General features: G+C 56.1%; 14 protein-coding genes. 5 read left to right on the top strand and 9 right to left on the bottom strand.

Translation table 11 applies throughout. The annotated features are described in order from the left end of the window. Window positions 1–11: 11 nt before the first annotated feature. The gene (gene glpK, locus OLTU_RS28395) at window positions 12–1,526 is read right to left on the bottom strand and encodes a glycerol kinase GlpK (protein WP_141736105.1); all 1,515 of its coding nucleotides are present in this window, start codon (window positions 1,524–1,526) and stop codon (window positions 12–14) included. A gap of 469 nt (window positions 1,527–1,995) precedes the next feature. Here glpK and iscB point away from each other — a divergent pair, with 469 nt between their 5' ends. Both iscB and nfi read left to right on the top strand, forming a co-directional pair. Further along, window positions 1,996–3,279, top strand: a complete 1,284-nt coding sequence (gene iscB, locus OLTU_RS28390) for an RNA-guided endonuclease IscB (RefSeq protein ID WP_141736104.1) — start codon at window positions 1,996–1,998, stop codon at window positions 3,277–3,279. A 93-nt stretch (window positions 3,280–3,372) separates the two neighbouring features. After that, window positions 3,373–4,119 carry a deoxyribonuclease V gene (gene nfi / locus OLTU_RS28385; protein ID WP_141736103.1) on the top strand — a complete coding sequence of 249 codons (747 nt, stop codon included), beginning with the start codon at window positions 3,373–3,375 and terminating at the stop codon, window positions 4,117–4,119. On the opposite strand, the gene OLTU_RS28380 is transcribed toward nfi, so the two are convergent. From OLTU_RS28380 to OLTU_RS28345, 8 genes are all read right to left on the bottom strand, one after another. After that, entirely contained in the window at window positions 4,052–4,684 is a 633-nt protein-coding gene (locus OLTU_RS28380; protein WP_141736102.1) for a LysE family translocator, read from the bottom strand. The genes nfi and OLTU_RS28380 overlap by 68 nt on opposite strands. Beyond that, window positions 4,684–5,403: an HAD family hydrolase gene (locus tag OLTU_RS28375; protein ID WP_141736101.1), complete on the bottom strand. Its 720-nt coding sequence runs from the start codon at window positions 5,401–5,403 to the stop codon at window positions 4,684–4,686. The genes OLTU_RS28380 and OLTU_RS28375 overlap by 1 nt, the downstream gene beginning before the upstream one ends. Continuing rightward, window positions 5,390–7,171 carry an ABC transporter ATP-binding protein gene (locus tag OLTU_RS28370; RefSeq protein ID WP_141736100.1) on the bottom strand — a complete coding sequence of 594 codons (1,782 nt, stop codon included), beginning with the start codon at window positions 7,169–7,171 and terminating at the stop codon, window positions 5,390–5,392. Before OLTU_RS28370 ends, OLTU_RS28375 begins: the two co-directional genes overlap by 14 nt. 3 nt (window positions 7,172–7,174) lie before the next feature. Then, a complete protein-coding gene (locus tag OLTU_RS28365; RefSeq protein ID WP_141736099.1) occupies window positions 7,175–8,917 on the bottom strand; it encodes an ABC transporter ATP-binding protein in 1,743 nt (580 codons plus the stop codon). 164 nt (window positions 8,918–9,081) lie between these two features. Further along, entirely contained in the window at window positions 9,082–9,891 is an 810-nt protein-coding gene (locus tag OLTU_RS28360; RefSeq protein ID WP_141736098.1) for an enoyl-ACP reductase FabI, read from the bottom strand. Between the two features lie 9 nt (window positions 9,892–9,900). Continuing rightward, the gene (locus OLTU_RS28355; RefSeq protein ID WP_141736097.1) at window positions 9,901–10,203 is read right to left on the bottom strand and encodes a DUF503 family protein; all 303 of its coding nucleotides are present in this window, start codon (window positions 10,201–10,203) and stop codon (window positions 9,901–9,903) included. Window positions 10,204–10,210: 7 nt separating this feature from the next. Then, a complete protein-coding gene (locus OLTU_RS28350) occupies window positions 10,211–10,546 on the bottom strand; it encodes a hypothetical protein (RefSeq protein WP_141736096.1) in 336 nt (111 codons plus the stop codon). Between the two features lie 9 nt (window positions 10,547–10,555). After that, window positions 10,556–10,747, bottom strand: coding sequence for a hypothetical protein (locus OLTU_RS28345; RefSeq protein WP_141736095.1), 192 nt, complete (start codon window positions 10,745–10,747; stop codon window positions 10,556–10,558). Between the two features lie 157 nt (window positions 10,748–10,904). On the opposite strand from OLTU_RS28345, the gene OLTU_RS28340 reads away from it, so the two are divergent. The 3 genes from OLTU_RS28340 to OLTU_RS28330 are packed head-to-tail and all read left to right on the top strand — an operon-like array spanning window position 10,905 to window position 15,450. After that, complete coding sequence (locus OLTU_RS28340; RefSeq protein WP_141736094.1) at window positions 10,905–11,951, top strand: AAA family ATPase; 1,047 nt, start codon at window positions 10,905–10,907, stop codon at window positions 11,949–11,951. Continuing rightward, window positions 11,951–12,892 (top strand): DUF58 domain-containing protein, encoded by a 942-nt coding sequence (locus tag OLTU_RS28335; RefSeq protein WP_176737049.1) that lies wholly within the window; start codon window positions 11,951–11,953, stop codon window positions 12,890–12,892. Before OLTU_RS28340 ends, OLTU_RS28335 begins: the two co-directional genes overlap by 1 nt. Further along, window positions 12,892–15,450: a DUF4159 domain-containing protein gene (locus tag OLTU_RS28330; protein WP_141736092.1), complete on the top strand. Its 2,559-nt coding sequence runs from the start codon at window positions 12,892–12,894 to the stop codon at window positions 15,448–15,450. The genes OLTU_RS28335 and OLTU_RS28330 overlap by 1 nt, the downstream gene beginning before the upstream one ends. Window position 15,451: the final 1 nt, after the last annotated feature.

The following is a 15,451-nucleotide window of genomic DNA, read 5'->3' as shown; positions in this document are numbered from 1 at the left end:
GGGGCTGGGGTTCAGACCTGCACCTCCGCATCACGCGCCCAACCCGAGGCATGCTTGATGGCCGCTTTCCACATTCCGTACAGGCGCCGTCTTTCGCTTTCCGGCATTTGGGGTTCGTAACGCGCGTCGCGCTGCCAGAGATTTTTGAGAGCATCGAGATGCGGGAAAAACCCGGTGGCCAGACCGGCGAAGTACGCGGCTCCCATGGCGGTGGACTCCAGGCAGCGCGGACGCACAACCGCTGCGGCCAGAATATCCGCCTGGAACTGCATCAGCGCCGGGTTCGCGGAGGCCCCGCCGTCGACCCGCAATTCCTTGAGCGGGATGTTGGCATCGGCCCGCATGGCTTCCACAAGATCACGGCTTTGATAGGCGATGGCTTCCAATGCAGCACGGGCAATGTGTTCACGTCCCGTTCCACGGGTGAGGCCGATAATCGTGCCACGAGCATAAGGATCCCAGTAGGGTGCTCCCAGACCGGTGAAGGCCGGAACGAAATAAACGCCGCCATTATCCTTGGCTTTGGCGGCGAGGGCTTCCACGTCCTTGGAATTGGCAATCAGACCAAGTCCATCGCGCAGCCACTGCACCACGGCTCCGGCGATAAAAACGGAACCTTCGAGGGCATAGGTCGTTTCCTTGCCCAAACGCCAGGCAATCGTGGTCAGTAGTTTGTTCTGTGAGACAATGGGCTGGCTGCCGGTGTTCAGGACGAGAAAGCAGCCGGTTCCATAGGTGTTCTTCATCATGCCGGGCTCCAGGCAGAGCTGACCAAAGAGCGCTGCCTGCTGATCGCCGGCCACTCCTGCGATCGGTGCCGCGTGACCGAAGAGTTCCTTGTCGATCGTGCCGTAAATCTCACTCGATGATTTCACCTCGGGCAGCATCGATTTGGGCACTTCGAAAAGATCGAGCAGCTCCTGATCCCACTCACCCTTGTGAATATTGTAAAGCATGGTGCGACTGGCATTCGTCACGTCAGTGGCATGGACCTGACCGCGCGTCAGTTGCCAGATCAGCCAGCTGTCGATCGTGCCGGCCGCGAGTTCACCGCGCTGCGCCTTATCCCGCGCCCCTGGCACCTTTTCCAGCAGCCAGCGGATCTTGGTCGCCGAAAAATAGGAATCAATCACGAGTCCGGTTTTGCTTTGAATTTTTTCGCTGTAGCCTTGCGCTTTCAGCTGTTCGCAGTACGCAGCCGTACGACGATCCTGCCAGACGATGGCGTTGGCAATGGGGCGCCCGCTTTTGCGATCCCACACAACGGTGGTTTCCCTTTGGTTGGTAATGCCGACGCCGACCAGGCGATCCTGTCCGCTCAGCTTGCGAAGGAGGTCCTTCACCACCCGGGCCTGCGAGTCCCAGATCTCCTGGGCATCGTGTTCCACCCAGCCCGGTTCCGGGTAAATTTGACGGAATTCCTGCTGAGCCATGCCGGCCACTTGGCCTTGCTGATCGATCAGCAGCGCGCGTGAACTGGTGGTGCCCTGATCCAAAGCCAGAAGATAGCTGTTTCCGGTCGCCATGAATGTGCCTCCCGTTGTGTCCGTCCATTGTTTTGAGATTCTTGTAGCGTTTTTTGCGTCCTCAGGAAAGGGTCAAAGCCGTAACCATCCCAGGGGACGCCGCATGAATTCCATTTGGACATGAACATAATCACCCGAATTGACCTTCCCTGCTGATTTTTCCTATTCTGTCGGTGGTATTCACTTCCCTGTGTGAGGTGCCCGTCAACTACTCGCCCCTAAAGGGACAGGCTTGTAAGGAGGAATCCAAGTAGGCTTCACGTTGACCCGACTCAGCAAGGGAGAAATCCCAAAGCTACGTTGCGAGCAAATACATAGGCACCTTGAGATGCTTCTCCAGTCTCAGGCTCTGCGACAAGTGGTTAAACAGGTGTAAGGGGTTTAGGCCAGTGCTGCTTGTACACAAACTGCCCGCAACATTGTCCAGGAGACTTTTACCCGCGAAAGCGGAGACCGAAAGGTAACTCATTTGCAAAGAGTCTTGGTTTTAGCAACCACAGGTCGGCAGCTCATGCCTTGCCATCCAGCAAGGGCGAGGGCCTTACTGCGCAAAGGGAGGGCGAAGGTCGCGCGTCGCTTTCCCTTTACCATTCAACTCAAGGATCGAGAGACGGGCGTTTGCCAGCCCCTCGAACTTAAACTTGATCCGGGCAGCCGAACCACGGGCCTCGCTTTGTCTTTGGAAGGAAAGCGGGGAAGGCGCATCGTCTTCGCTGCAAACATCGCTCACAGAGGATTGGCCATACGCGAGGCATTGACCACCCGCCGAGCCATTCGCCGTTCTCGAAGAAATCGTCATACCCGCTACCGCGCTCCGCGCTTTGACAACCGAAGAAGACCCCAAGGCTGGCTGCCACCCTCGCTGCTCTCACGGGTCGAGAACGTTTTTAACTGGGCGAAAAAGCTTCAGCGCTTCTCCCCGATTCGCGCCATTGCCATTGAAACCGTGCGTTTTGATACACAAAAGCTCGTCAACCCGGAGGTCTCGGGAGTTGAGTACCAGCAGGGAGAACTCCTCGGCTACGAGCTGCGCGAATACCTTCTCGAAAAATGGCAAAGGGCTTGTGCTTACTGTGGAAAGAAAGACCTGCCGCTGGAAGTCGAGCATATCGTCCCTAGTTCCCGAGGCGGCAGCAATCGTGTCTCTAACCTGACCCTGGCCTGTCGTCCTTGCAATCAGAAAAAAGCTTCACGCTCCGTTGAAACCTTCGTCAAGGATAAGTCAAAGCTAACTAGGATCCTTAGCTTTGCCAAGGCTCCCCTTAAAGATGCAGCCGCTGTAAACGCTACGCGCTTTGCGATAGCAGAACGACTCGCTAAATTAGCCCTGCCTCTCAGCCTTTGGTCTGGAGGCAGGACCAAGCATAACCGCATGCGTCAGGACTATGCAAAGGATCATTGGATTGACGCCGCCTGCGTTGGCGAGAGTGGGACGAAGGTCTATATTCCACCTAAGCTCAAACCCCTTAAGGTTCAGGCGACAGGACGCGGTAGCCGGCAGCAGTGCCTCATGGATCGTTATGGCTTTCCACGAACCGGACCCAAAGCGCAAAAACGCGTTCACGGTTTCCAGACAGGGGATATCGTCCACGCTGTCGTAAATCAGGGAAAGAAGAAGGGGAAGTACTCGGGCCGCCTGGCTGTGCGCAGTACGGGGAACTTCAACATCAAGACGGGAACAGAAACTATTCAAGGAATTCGTTACAAGGATTGCCGGATCTTACAACGATTTGACGGGTACATGTATGCCTAGGCCATTGAACAAGCTTATCTCCGACCTGGGAGCTAGATGGCTCTCTTTTCCTCCACCCCCTAAAGGAGGTGGTTTCCAAGGGAGCAAGAACGGATGAAGTTCGACAATCTGCATCCATGGGATCTCCGTCCCACCGAGGCCGTGGCTTTACAGAAGGAACTGGCGTCACGGGTGAAGCTTCAGCCTTTGCCGGCCGCGTGCGATCTGATCGCGGCGAGTGATGTGTCGTTCAATGTGGGCGGGGACACGCTCTTTGCCGCGATCGTGGTCATGAATCGCAAGGATTTTTCAGTGGTCGAAGAGGTCACGGTTCAGGATCGAGTGACCTTTCCCTATGTTCCGGGTCTGCTCTCGTTCCGCGAACTGCCGATACTCCTGCAAGGCTTTGCGCAGCTGAAGGTGAAACCGGATCTTGTTCTCTGTGATGGACAGGGGATCGCGCATCCGCGAAGGCTCGGCATTGCCAGTCACCTCGGGCTTTGGCTGGGGATTCCGACCGTCGGCTCGGCGAAGAATATACTCTGCGGAAAATATGAAGAGCCGGATGATACGAAGGGCTCAAAGACCCCGATCATTCATCACAAGGAAGTGATCGGCTATGCGGTGCGGTCCCGGGCGAAGGTCAAGCCGATCTTCGTTTCTCCCGGGCATCTTGCGGATCTGGATTCGTCGGTGGATCTGGTCATGAGCCTGATCGATCGCTACCGCATCCCGGTTCCCATCCGTCACGTCCATAATCTTTCGAATGCCGTGCGCAAGGAAGGGCAGCCGGTCACGTCCTTTCACTCACAGCCAGCTTCAGACCAAGACCCAGAAACGTCAGCCCAGCCAGGCTTGTGATCCACCGCGAGAGACGTGAACTGCGGCGGATGCGATCGCTCAGAAAACCCGCGAAAAATGCGAGGCAGAGGCACCAGACGGTCCCCGTGAAAATGAAGGTCAAACCCAGAGTCAGAAGCGCCAGGGCCGGATGGGGGCTGTCCTTGCTGACAAACTGGGGCAGCAGCGCAAGAAAAAACAGGGCGACTTTCGGGTTCAACACATTGGTGACGACACCCTGCCGAAAAATTTTGAAATAATTCAGGCTGTCCTCTGCGACCCGCGTTTCGGGAAGTACGGAGGGCGATCGCAGCATCTGGATGCCGAGGAAAATCAAATAAGCCGCACCCAGCATTTTGATCACAAAGAATGCGGAGGAGGAGGTCATCAGGACAGCCGAGAGACCGAGGGCTGCTGCGATCGTATGCACGAGGCAGCCGGTTGAAATTCCCAAGGCTGAGGCGACACCCGACCGGGGCCCCTGGGCCAGACTGCGGCCCAGAATATACATCGTATCGGGACCCGGCGTCAGGTTCAGGAGAATGGACGTCACGATAAAGAGGGAGTAATCATGAATCCCGAACATCACGTTTCCTTGAAGTGCAGCAACACCTGAATATGCGGCAGAGGTTCCGGTGGATTCGGCATGTAAAGAGTTTTCCGCCAATACATGGCCGCATCAGGAAAGCGTTCCGCCATCGCGTGAAGATTCGGCAGTTCATTTTCAAAGGCAGCGATCACCCGGCCCAGGGGTTCCACCTTATTCAGAGCGAGCACTTTGAACTCCAGATCGTTGATGTCCGGATCCTCTTTCAGAATGTAATGAACGCGCGCGTCATCCGATGGGAAACCCATGCGGCGCATCGCCTCGAACGTTCCCTGGCCCATGCCGGGAATATCCCGGCCGGTCAGATACACAAGGGTCGCGCCGAGGTCATGACAGTGCCGCACGAATTCCAGAGCGCCGGGAAAGGGTTTGTCATCGACCAGATAGGGATAAGTGAAATAGTTCTGGCGCCAGAAATTAAAGAGCTGCTCGCCGAAGAGTTGATTGCGTATCCCTTCCTGAGCCAGGGTGTCGAGCACGCGATACTGGACGTTCTCCCAGCTCATGCGTTCGACCAGCTGACATTCGAGCGCAAAACTTTCCTTCACGTGACTTTGTTTGATGAAGTCATGAATCACCCGATGCTTGCGATGACGGCAGTCGATCAGCGTATCATCGAGGTCGAAAATAATCACAGGCTGTTCGCCGCCTGTGCGGGTTTCTTCAATGCGACGTTGAAACGTTTCAAATAAACTCATGAGCGATTTGCCTTTTCACCAGCTGAGAATAGTGGCCCTGACGGTGAACCAGCTGATCATGGCGCCCCTGCTCCATAATGCGGCCGTCCTGGAACACCAGGATATTGTCACAATGCTGAATGGTACTCAACCGATGCGCGATAATAAAGCAGGTGCGACCCCGTAGTGCCTCCAATATGGCCTTTTGAATCAGGGCTTCGCAGGGCTCGTCAACATTGGCGGTGGCCTCATCGAGGATCAGAATCGCCGGATTGCGCAGCAGCATGCGGGTGAAGGCGATCAGCTGGCGCTCGCCCATGCTGAGATTGGAGCCGCCATCCTGAAGGATCGTATCCAGCCCCGCCGCGAGTTTATCCATCACCAGGGAAAGTCCGGTCCGCCGACAGGCTTCCAGCACGGCGTCATCGGAAGGGTGGGCGCTTGCGGGAATCGTAACCAGCAGGTTTTCCCGCAGGGTTCCCTGAAAAATCACCACATCCTGGGACACTATTCCGATCTGTTCCCGCAGCGCTGTGCGATCCCACTGTTCGAGCGGCACTCCATCGATTCGAATTTCCCCCTGCTGGATCGGATAAAGCTGTGGAATGAGGTGCACCGTCGTGGATTTGCCGGAACCGGTCTTGCCGACGAGGCCAACCGAAGTGCCGGGTTCGACCTTGAAATCCACACCCTTAAGCACCGGCTGATCGGGCAGATAATGCATCCAGACCTGATGAAATTCCACAGCGCCCTGCACGGTGGCCCGGTGCGTTCCACTGGGGCCGAGGACAGAGGATTCCTCGGTTTCATCGAGCATCTTGCTCACGCGTTCCGAAGAGGCGATGGCATCCTGGATCAGATGCAGTTCAAAGGAGAGCTGCATGATAGGACGAAAGTAACGTTCCGCATAGCGAATGAAGGCCACGAGCAAACCGATGGAAATCTGCTGATCCAGGGTCATGTGCCCGCCCCACCAGAGGATGATCACAATCGGCAGCGAGCAGAGAAACGCCGCCAGCGGTCGGATGAAGGTATTCCAGTTCATCAGCTTGCAGGCAGAGTGCAGCATTCCTTCAGAACTTTGTTGAAAGGTCTTTTGACTCCATTTTTCCAGGCCAAAAACCTTGATCACCGGCAGACCATTGATCAGTTCCGCCAGCTGGGAATTGATGGCTGCGGAGCGTTTTTTATAGTCGCGCAGCCAAAAACGCACTGGCTTGCGCATCAGAACGGTGAAGATGATGGCCGGCAGACTCGAAAGACAGATGAAAAAACCGATCTTGAAGTTGGTCAGCAGCATGGCGATCAAAACGGATACGACCGTGATCAAAGCGGTCAAAACCCGCGGCAGGGTATTGCTGAAGAAGGATTCAATTCCCTCCACATCCGCCGTCAGACGGGTGATGGTGCGACCCAGCGGCTGCTGATCATAGTAGGTCATCGGCAGCTGATTGAGTTTGCGAAACAGGGCTTCGCGAATCTGCAGGGCCACCCTGTTGGTGACATAGGCAATGCCGACCCGGCCCTGGTAATAGATCAGGATATTGAAGCTTTCAATGGCCAGAATCGCGGCAATGGTTCCGATCAGCATGGGCCAGGCCTGTTTTTGCAAAAGGAGTTCCGCCAACTGGCCCATGAGTTTGGCCGATAGCATCAAAAGCCCGGCGGAGGCGATCACAAGGCCCACGCAGAAGAACAGGCGACCGCGCATGCCGTGGCTGTGTTGAAAGAGGGCAATCACAGCGGAAAAATCACCCTGTTGTTCAATCGTATCCTGTTGGGGCTGCATGACTTAAACCTCCACCACAGCATCGAGAGGCTGTGGGCTGCGGTGTCCGGATTCAGGAAGGCGGGTCTCGGTCCGCTCCACGCGATGCAGGTGTCCATCCTCAAGCCGCAGGATGCGATCACAGAGCTGGAGCGTTGACAGCCGATGGGCCGTCCAGATCACCGTTAGTCCAGCGAGTTTCGCATTCAATTGGTTGAGTATTCTGGCTTCGGTAATCGAATCCACTGCGCTCAGACAGTCATCGAAAATCAGGATCGGGGAGGGCTTGAGAAGCGCACGAGCCAGGGCCAGGCGTTGCTTTTGACCACCGGAAAGATTGATGCCCCATTCTCCAATCCAGCAGTCGAGCCCGCCCATGAATTTCTGGACATCATCCCAAAGTTCAACCGTCTTCAGAGCGTCCACCATGGCCTCGTCATCCGCGGTACCCATGGGGGACAGGTTGTGGCGAATCGTGCCGGCGAAGAGAAAGGGTTTTTGTGGAACCATCGTCACCTGCTTCACAATCCAATCGCGCTGCCCCTGCTCCAGACTCAGTCCATGGATCTGCACCAGTCCGGAATGATGTTCCAGAAGACCGCCGATGATATTCACCAGCGTGCTCTTGCCCGCACCGATCGGGCCGATGAGGCCGAGCTTTTCCCCGCGGGGAATAATGAGATTGATGTGGGTCAGCACGCTCTGGTTTTGATCATAGGAATAGGAAAGGTCCTGAAGGTGGACGGCCACGTCGGGATTATGGAAGCGGTGGACCAAGGCTTCGGATGTCGGTTTGGTTTCGCGCTCCAGATTGTAAATCTCGGCAATGCGATGATAGCTCGCAAAACCGGTTTGCCATTCCGAGATCACCGATCCGAGTTCGAAGAGCGGCGACTGGAGAAGGAGCACATAGGACTGCAGAGCGATGAACGCGCCGATGCTGACCCGCCCCGCCTGAACCTCCATCACTCCATAGGTAAAGAGGATGCCGTAGGCAATGATCGTCGGCAAAGCGCCAAGCACGAAGATCCGCCAGCTGGCATGCAGGACCTTGAACTGGCGATCCGCATATTCCCGGGCGTGGCTTTGCAGCTTCTCCTGCCAGACCTTTTCACTGGCGGTGGCGCGTTGCAAACGGACGGTTTTGACCGCCTGGGAAATCAGATCGGAAAGCAGGGACAGCTGCTCCTGCGCCACCTGATGAAAGGTGTATTCCAGGCGGCTGATGCGGATGATGTAGCGGGGCAGGAACGGAATCACACAAAGGCAGAGCAGCGCGAGCTTCACATGAATCATCAGCATGGAGGCGACGGAAAGCGTGGTGAAAAATATCAGGTCAAAGGTCAGAACGATCGTAAAACCATGAATGAAACGCGTCTTGTTCCAATCGGCCGTCGCCCGGTTCATCAAATCGCCGAGCGAATAGCGGTCGAGCAGCGAGAGGGGCTGATCCTTGAGGACGGACCACAGCCTTGTCTTCATCTCATGTCCGGCCAGGTGCGTTTGCCGGGCCAGGATCTGGCGCCAGCCCACGCGTCCGAGCCAGCCGAGGGTCAGGGAAATCACAAGCCCCAGCACGAGGCGATCGAGCGTGCCGTGGGGATCCACTGCGGATTTATCGGTGAGAACTTCGATCGACCATTGAATGAACTTCGGCAGAAACACTTCTGAAATGCTGGTGATCAGCATCGCAAGAGTGCCCAGACCATAGGCCAGTCGATGCTTTCGCAGATTTTCAAGAAAGAGACGGGACGGACGATAGCGCATGGATGAACTGGGCCTTCCGATTGATGAAGTTGTTCAGCAGCGTTGAAAGGAGAGGGATGCCGCGTGTGCCTGTCGTTCACAGGCAACAGCCGCGAGAGATGGCAATCGACACCCGGCGTTATATACAAACACTATAACCCGCCCGCGGTGCCATTCCAAGTTCATCAGGAAGGATTTGTTTCCGAGTACTGAGCGGTCCCCATGATGTGATACCCCGCGTCGACATGTAGGATTTCGCCTGTCGTCATGCGCGCATAGTCGCTCAACAGAAACGCGGTGGCGGCTCCCACATCATCCGCTGTGATGTTGGACCGCAGTGGCGACGACTGCTCATAGAGTCCCAACATTTTCTTGAAATCACCGACCGCGGAGGCCGCCAGTGTTTTCACCGGCCCGGCGCTGATGGCATTCACACGCAGGCCTTCCAAACCCAATTCCGCCGCCGCATAGCGAACGGCCGCATCGAGCGCAGCCTTGCATACGCCCATCAGGTTATAGCCGGGCATGACCTTCTCCCCACCAAAGTAGGTCATGGCCACGATTGCGCCGCCCTTGTTCATATAGGGACGGGCGGCACGCGCCACAGCGAGAAGGCTGTAGCAGCTGATATCCATGGCCGTGGCAAAACCGGCACGGCTTGCCATGTAGGTGGGACCTTTCAGATCCTCAGTCGGCGCATAGGCGATGGAATGAACCAGAAAATCAATCGAACCCATCGTCTCATGGACCTGAGCAAAGAAGGCTTCGATATCGGTATCCGTGGTCACATCACATGACGCCACAATGGCCGGATTCAGATCCTCGGTCACCTGACGAACGCGCGCCTCGTTGCGTTTCCGTTCGCCTGTGTCCGGCAGAAAACTGAAGCCGAGCCCGGCGCCTTCCCGATGCAGAGTCCGGGCGACAGCCGTGGCGATCGAGCGCTCATTGGCAATACCCATTACAATGCCGCGTTTGCCTGCAAGCAGTCCCATAGTTTCTCCTCACTCCATGTCCGTGGCATACGATTCAAAGTCTTCCAGAATCGTGCTTTCCGAATGAATGCGTCCGTAGCCGGAATTTTCGCAGGCATCAGCGATCTCGTCGATCAGGTTACTGAGCTGCATTTCCTCGCGATGCACGGCGGCGACCACGATCCCTGCCTGTCCGCCTTTATAGAATTCATCCACAATCTGGATGCTGATCTTGAATCGCTGACGCAGTTTATCGGCGAGCTGGGCCAATTCCTTGGCATCACGTGGCGTGGGTTCTGGTTCGAATGTAAGTTTGGATACGATGAAGAACATATGACTCTCAACGTTTTATAACGATAGCCAAGGTTATAGGGACCTCCCGCAGAAAAAGCATCCGGTAATTATGGGTATGGGCGAGGCGCCAGATACGGGGCAAAGAGCCGGTTTTGCGGGTGGATTGACAGGCGTCCACCCAACGGCCCTCTTCATTCCAAAATAGCCTGGATTCGTAGGGTTTTTCTGCGGCGCAGAGCTGCGTACGAAAAGCATCGGGGTGAACCTGTAGCTTATGACGCATGGCGATGATCGTACGCAGCGACACGTAGAAATTGGCCGAGTTCCAGGCGCCTTCTCCTGCGAGAAAAGTGAGCAGCAAAAGACCCCAGACTCGTCCCATCAAAGTGCCTCAGTCGAACGGATTCAGTTCATCCAGTTTCAGTTCGATGCCCAACTGCTGTTCAATCGCCCCAAGCTTTTGTTTGGCCGCGTTTCCGACAAAAGCAATCGAGGCGATCGCCAGCAAGAGCCCAAAGACGGATACGACAATGTATTCCAGGGCGGCTCCACCGGTTTCGGGATTCGGAAAGAAAATTCTCATGAAAACTCCTGTAAAAGACTTGAAATGGTTGGACCACAGGTTTTAGGAAAAGCCGCGGGCCGCAGGAAGGGACATCTTCTTGTGGAGGAATGGAGGGCCGAGGTAGGATACTAGAGGCTGATTCCGATTTTGCAATTCCGTGAAAGGTGAGGCGTCGATGCAAGAACAAAAGATGTCACTGGAACATGCGGCTCGATTGGTGCAGGACCTTAAACGCGACGTGTCCCAGTCCATCTTTGGCCAGGAAGATTTGATTGTGGAAGCCATCTGCTGCCTGATTTCAGGCGGACACATACTCATGACCGGTGCCCCTGGTCTGGCCAAGACTTCGCTGGTCCGTGTTTTTGCCAGGCATCTGCACCTGCAATTTGGTCGCGTGCAGTTTACCCCTGACCTTTTGCCGAGCGACATCATCGGCTCGGATATTCTGAATATTGAACCCGAGACCGGACGCAAGGCCTTTGAATTCAACAAAGGGCCGATCTTTGTGAACCTGCTCCTGGCCGATGAAATCAACCGCGCCTCGCCGCGAACCCAGTCGGCTCTGCTGGAAGCCATGCAGGAACGTACCTGTACCGTGGGTGGGCACGCCCATATCCTGCCGGACCCCTTCATGGTCTTCGCCACGCAGAACCCTTTTGAATCGGAAGGCGCCTTCCCTTTGCCGGAAGCGCAATTGGACCGCTTCCTTCTGCATACGCTGGTCGATTATCCGGACCAGGACGCGGAAGAAAAAATTCTGCAGGCCCATGCGCAGGCGAAGCTGGTGGGCGAACAGCACGGAGATCAGGCTATGGAAGTTCCTGCAGAGCGCATGTCCGTGGAAACGGTCAGGCAATTAATCAATGCCAAACAGCAGGTCGTTGTGCCTGATGAACTTCTCGGTGTCATCAATCGACTGGTACGCGCCACCAGGCCACAGGATGCCAACTGCCCGGATCACCTCCGCCATTTGATTTGGTATGGTGCGGGTCCACGGGCCGGCATCAGTCTTTTGTCGGTCTGTCGTTCCCTCGCTTTGCTCGAAGGTTCGGATACGGTTCGCTGGCGTCACGTGCGGCGTCTGGTGAAACCGGCTCTGCGCCATCGGATCAAACTCGTGGTGCAGGCGCAGAACGAGCAGAATGCCGAGGACGTTTTCATTGAAAGTCTCCTCAGGCATATCGAAGAAACAGCCCATCTCGCTGTGAAAGGATGGATGTAATGCCGAGCCACGCCTCGGTTCCTCATTTGGGTCAGTTGACTCCGTATCATGTGTTTGATCCCTCGGGCTCGCAGCCGGTCCGCACCATGCGCTTTCACGGCAGTCAGCGTCTGAATCTAATGCGCCCGACCCGAATGCCGGCCAGCAGCCGACGGTATACGGTCGGTGATCCGGTGCAGCTGATCGATTGGCGGGCCTTTGCGCGGACCGAACAGCTGGTGATTCGCGAACATTTCGATGAAGCGAGCTGTCGGGTGCGGATACTCGTCGAGGATAGCCCGACCTTGAACTGGCCGGATGGACGCCTCTTGAAAGCCATCGGCCGGCAACTCTGCACCAAGCGCGAGCTGAGCTGGCGCCTGGCGCTGCATCTTTGTTACCAGTATCTCAAGGCCGGTGATCATGTGAAGCTTTACCGCCTGCAGCAGGATGATCTGCAGCAGGTGATTGTGCGCTCACCGACGGAACTGGCCATTCACTTTGAACAGCTGCAAAAGGATGCCTTCCAGGATTTTGACAAGGTGCCCACGGAAGCCCGTTCGCTCTCCGCTGTGCAGGCCGAACGATCCGATGTTTTCATCTGGATCAGCGATGGCCTGAATGGGATTCCACCGTGGCTGCTCGAAAAAAAAGGTCCCATGACCAGCTGGATTCATGCTCTCTCCTCCCTGGAAGCGGATGTGTCCTGGATGCAGGCGGACGATTCCTATTTCGAGGAAGCGCCCGTGCATCGGGAATATCTGGGTGACATCCTCCTGGAAAAGCAGCATCTGCAGAAGGGCATCGCGCAGTGGATGGAAAGCATGCAGCATCAATGGGTCAAAGTGCATCGGCATTATCTGCAGGTGCATGATGCGAGTTCCATCCAGCGTTATCTTTTTCACCTGGAACAGTCCTGGCATACGGCTAAAGCCGCCCTTACAGGGGAAAGGATCGGTTGATGGGAAATCAGGGCAGCGGTCCTATGATGATGGCGACCCTCTTGACTGCCGCTTTGGGTCTTGTGATCTGGTTTATCGTCCGGCGGCAGAAGGACCGCTACTGGCTGCCCATCTTACGTGTGATTCCGCTTGAACTCACCGTGCTGCCGAAATTCCGCTGGATTCCGCCACCGCTCTGGCCGCTCATCTGTTTCTTCGTGGCTGCCATCGCGCTCGGCATTTATAGCTTTCAGCTGGCCGAACCGCTTTTGAAGTCGGATGACCTGGATCTGCGGCGGACTCATATCCTTTTTGATATGAGTCCCTCGCATGCGCTGGGCATGACCACCAGCGCCTATGGAACGGAAGCGCAGAAACTCATTCAGGCGATGGACGGCAAGGCGCGTTTGAGCTACAGCACGACCACCGATCCGACCATTTACCTCGACGCGGATATCAAACGGGTGGCCGCGATTCTTCAGGCCCAGGGTTTTCATCGCGCCGGTGTGAAACTCGGGGCGACAGTGGAAAGTCTTTTGCGCAAACTCTCCGATATCGATCAGCTGATTGTTGTCTCTGACAGCGACCTGGCCAGCTGGGAGGATTTCAACTGGCGTTATCTCGAAAAAAAGATGCAGATCTCCTGGTATCCTTTGCCTGATCGTCCGCAGTCCATGGACAACATTTTCATTGATGAAGCCAAACCGAAGGCCAGCGGCAGTGCGGCCCCGACCGGGCTCTGGCATGTGACGCTGCGCCGCACGGGAGAGGGCAAGGTGATTCAGGGCCGTCTCACAGCGGAACTCGATGGGCAGGCCTTGATCAGTCAGAATTTTCAATTTGAATCGAACATGAAAAGCCTCGAGTTGGAAGTCAACCTGGCTCTGGCGGAGCTGCAGAAAAAGCAAAAGGACAAGGCCACCAGCCTGGTCTGGACCGTGACGCCGGCCGGACCTGAGGATCTTCTGCCTGACAATGAATTCCGCAGCTGGCTGCAGCTGCAGAATGAAGATGCCCTGATCATTTCCAAACCGCGTGGTGAAATGTTTCTCGAGGATCCCATTTTTCACCTGAAAACCAGTCTTGAAGTGCTGGGCTATCAAACCCGAAGGATCGACCAGATTCACCGGAACCGCAATCACTGGACCGCGCCCTCGCTGATCGTCAGCGAAGTGGGTCCTGCGGCTTCGGTCCAGGCTTTCTGCCCCACCTTCGTGACGGAACGCAGCACGCTGGAACGCAGACGTTCGGATGCTCTGGTCTGGCTGCTGCCGGGTGAGGACCTCGGCAGCTACGATGGGATCTGCACCTGCTTTGCGGCTCTGGCTCAGGCGCCGAAGCCTTTGACGGGAAAACCTTCCTACTGCGAGAACGTGGAGCATCGCGATCAGTATGTTGGCATATTGCAGTCGATCGGCGCTTTGCAGCTGGGTGGAGACATCGACAGCCCCCTCGGTGCGGTGGCCATGTCCCTGCGCAACAAGGAGCTGGGCCTGCGGATCGTCGCGTTCACCATACCTTTGAATCCTCTACGGGCTGGACAGATCAGTTATGGACAACTGCCCTTAATGCTCCGCGCCGTACTCCAGGCCACCGGGAAAAAATATGCGACCGGGTCTGATAAGCAGATCAGCTGGCCGCGCATCGAGGATATTTCGCAGGCCTATGAAAATCCGGATGTCAAACTCAGCAACGTGCCGCTTGGCGAAAGTCTCGGACGCCGCACCGTTCCGGATCAGATGCCGCCGCAGTTGAGTTTTGGAACCAAAGGTCTGGTGCGGGAGAAGGCGGCGTCGGGTACGGAAAGCGATGCCCGGCCCTGGATTTATCTCTGTCTCGTTATTCTGGTGATCGCCGTCTGGCTGGAAATCATCGGCAGTGGTCTGCGGCGTCTTTTGCAAAAGTATCCGTGGTCCGTGCGGTGGTTCATTCTGCTGCTGGCCCTGGGAACCTGGCCGCAGCCTTCGGAAGCTGGCGTGCAGCTCAATCTGCTCGGTTATCCAAGCACGCCGCGCCTTGGCTCCCTCCGCAAGGATGTGGCGGGCCGGACCAGCATCGAATTGGATAATCAGATCATCCATAGCCCCGGCGTGCAGAGGAGCATGTACCAGCAGCCCTGGCTTTGGGTCAATCGTCCCCAGATTCTGGAAGCCATGGACAAGACCACATTTGGTGAGTTGTCCGGATGGTTGCAGCGCGGTGGTTTTCTGGTGGTCGAGAATCACAACGGCTCACAGGCCTTTAAACAGGCTGTTTTGGAAGCGATTCCCAAAGGCGCCTGGAAACCCATTCCACCTGATCATGAACTCATGCGAAGTTTTCACCTGCTCGCCTCGCTGCCTCAGTGTGGCAATGTGGTTTGGGAAGGTTTCCATTTTGATCAGCGGATTGCCATGGTGCTGGTGCCTGGTGATTTCCTGCGCTTTACTTTGAATGAGCCAGGGGCCGGCAGCTGCTTTGAAAAATTTACGCACGAGCAGGCGGTGCGGGTTTTCATCAACCTGATGATGGTGGCCCTGGCGACGGATTATAAGAAGGATCAGATTCATCTTCCGGAAATTCTGAAAAGGCTGCGCTAAC

Origin of the sequence: Oligoflexus tunisiensis, assembly GCF_001748245.1 — a bacterium.
Lineage (GTDB): Bacteria > Bdellovibrionota_B > Oligoflexia > Oligoflexales > Oligoflexaceae > Oligoflexus > Oligoflexus tunisiensis.
Note: the sequence above shows the minus strand (reverse complement) of the source record. Positions and strands in the feature narration are given on the sequence as shown.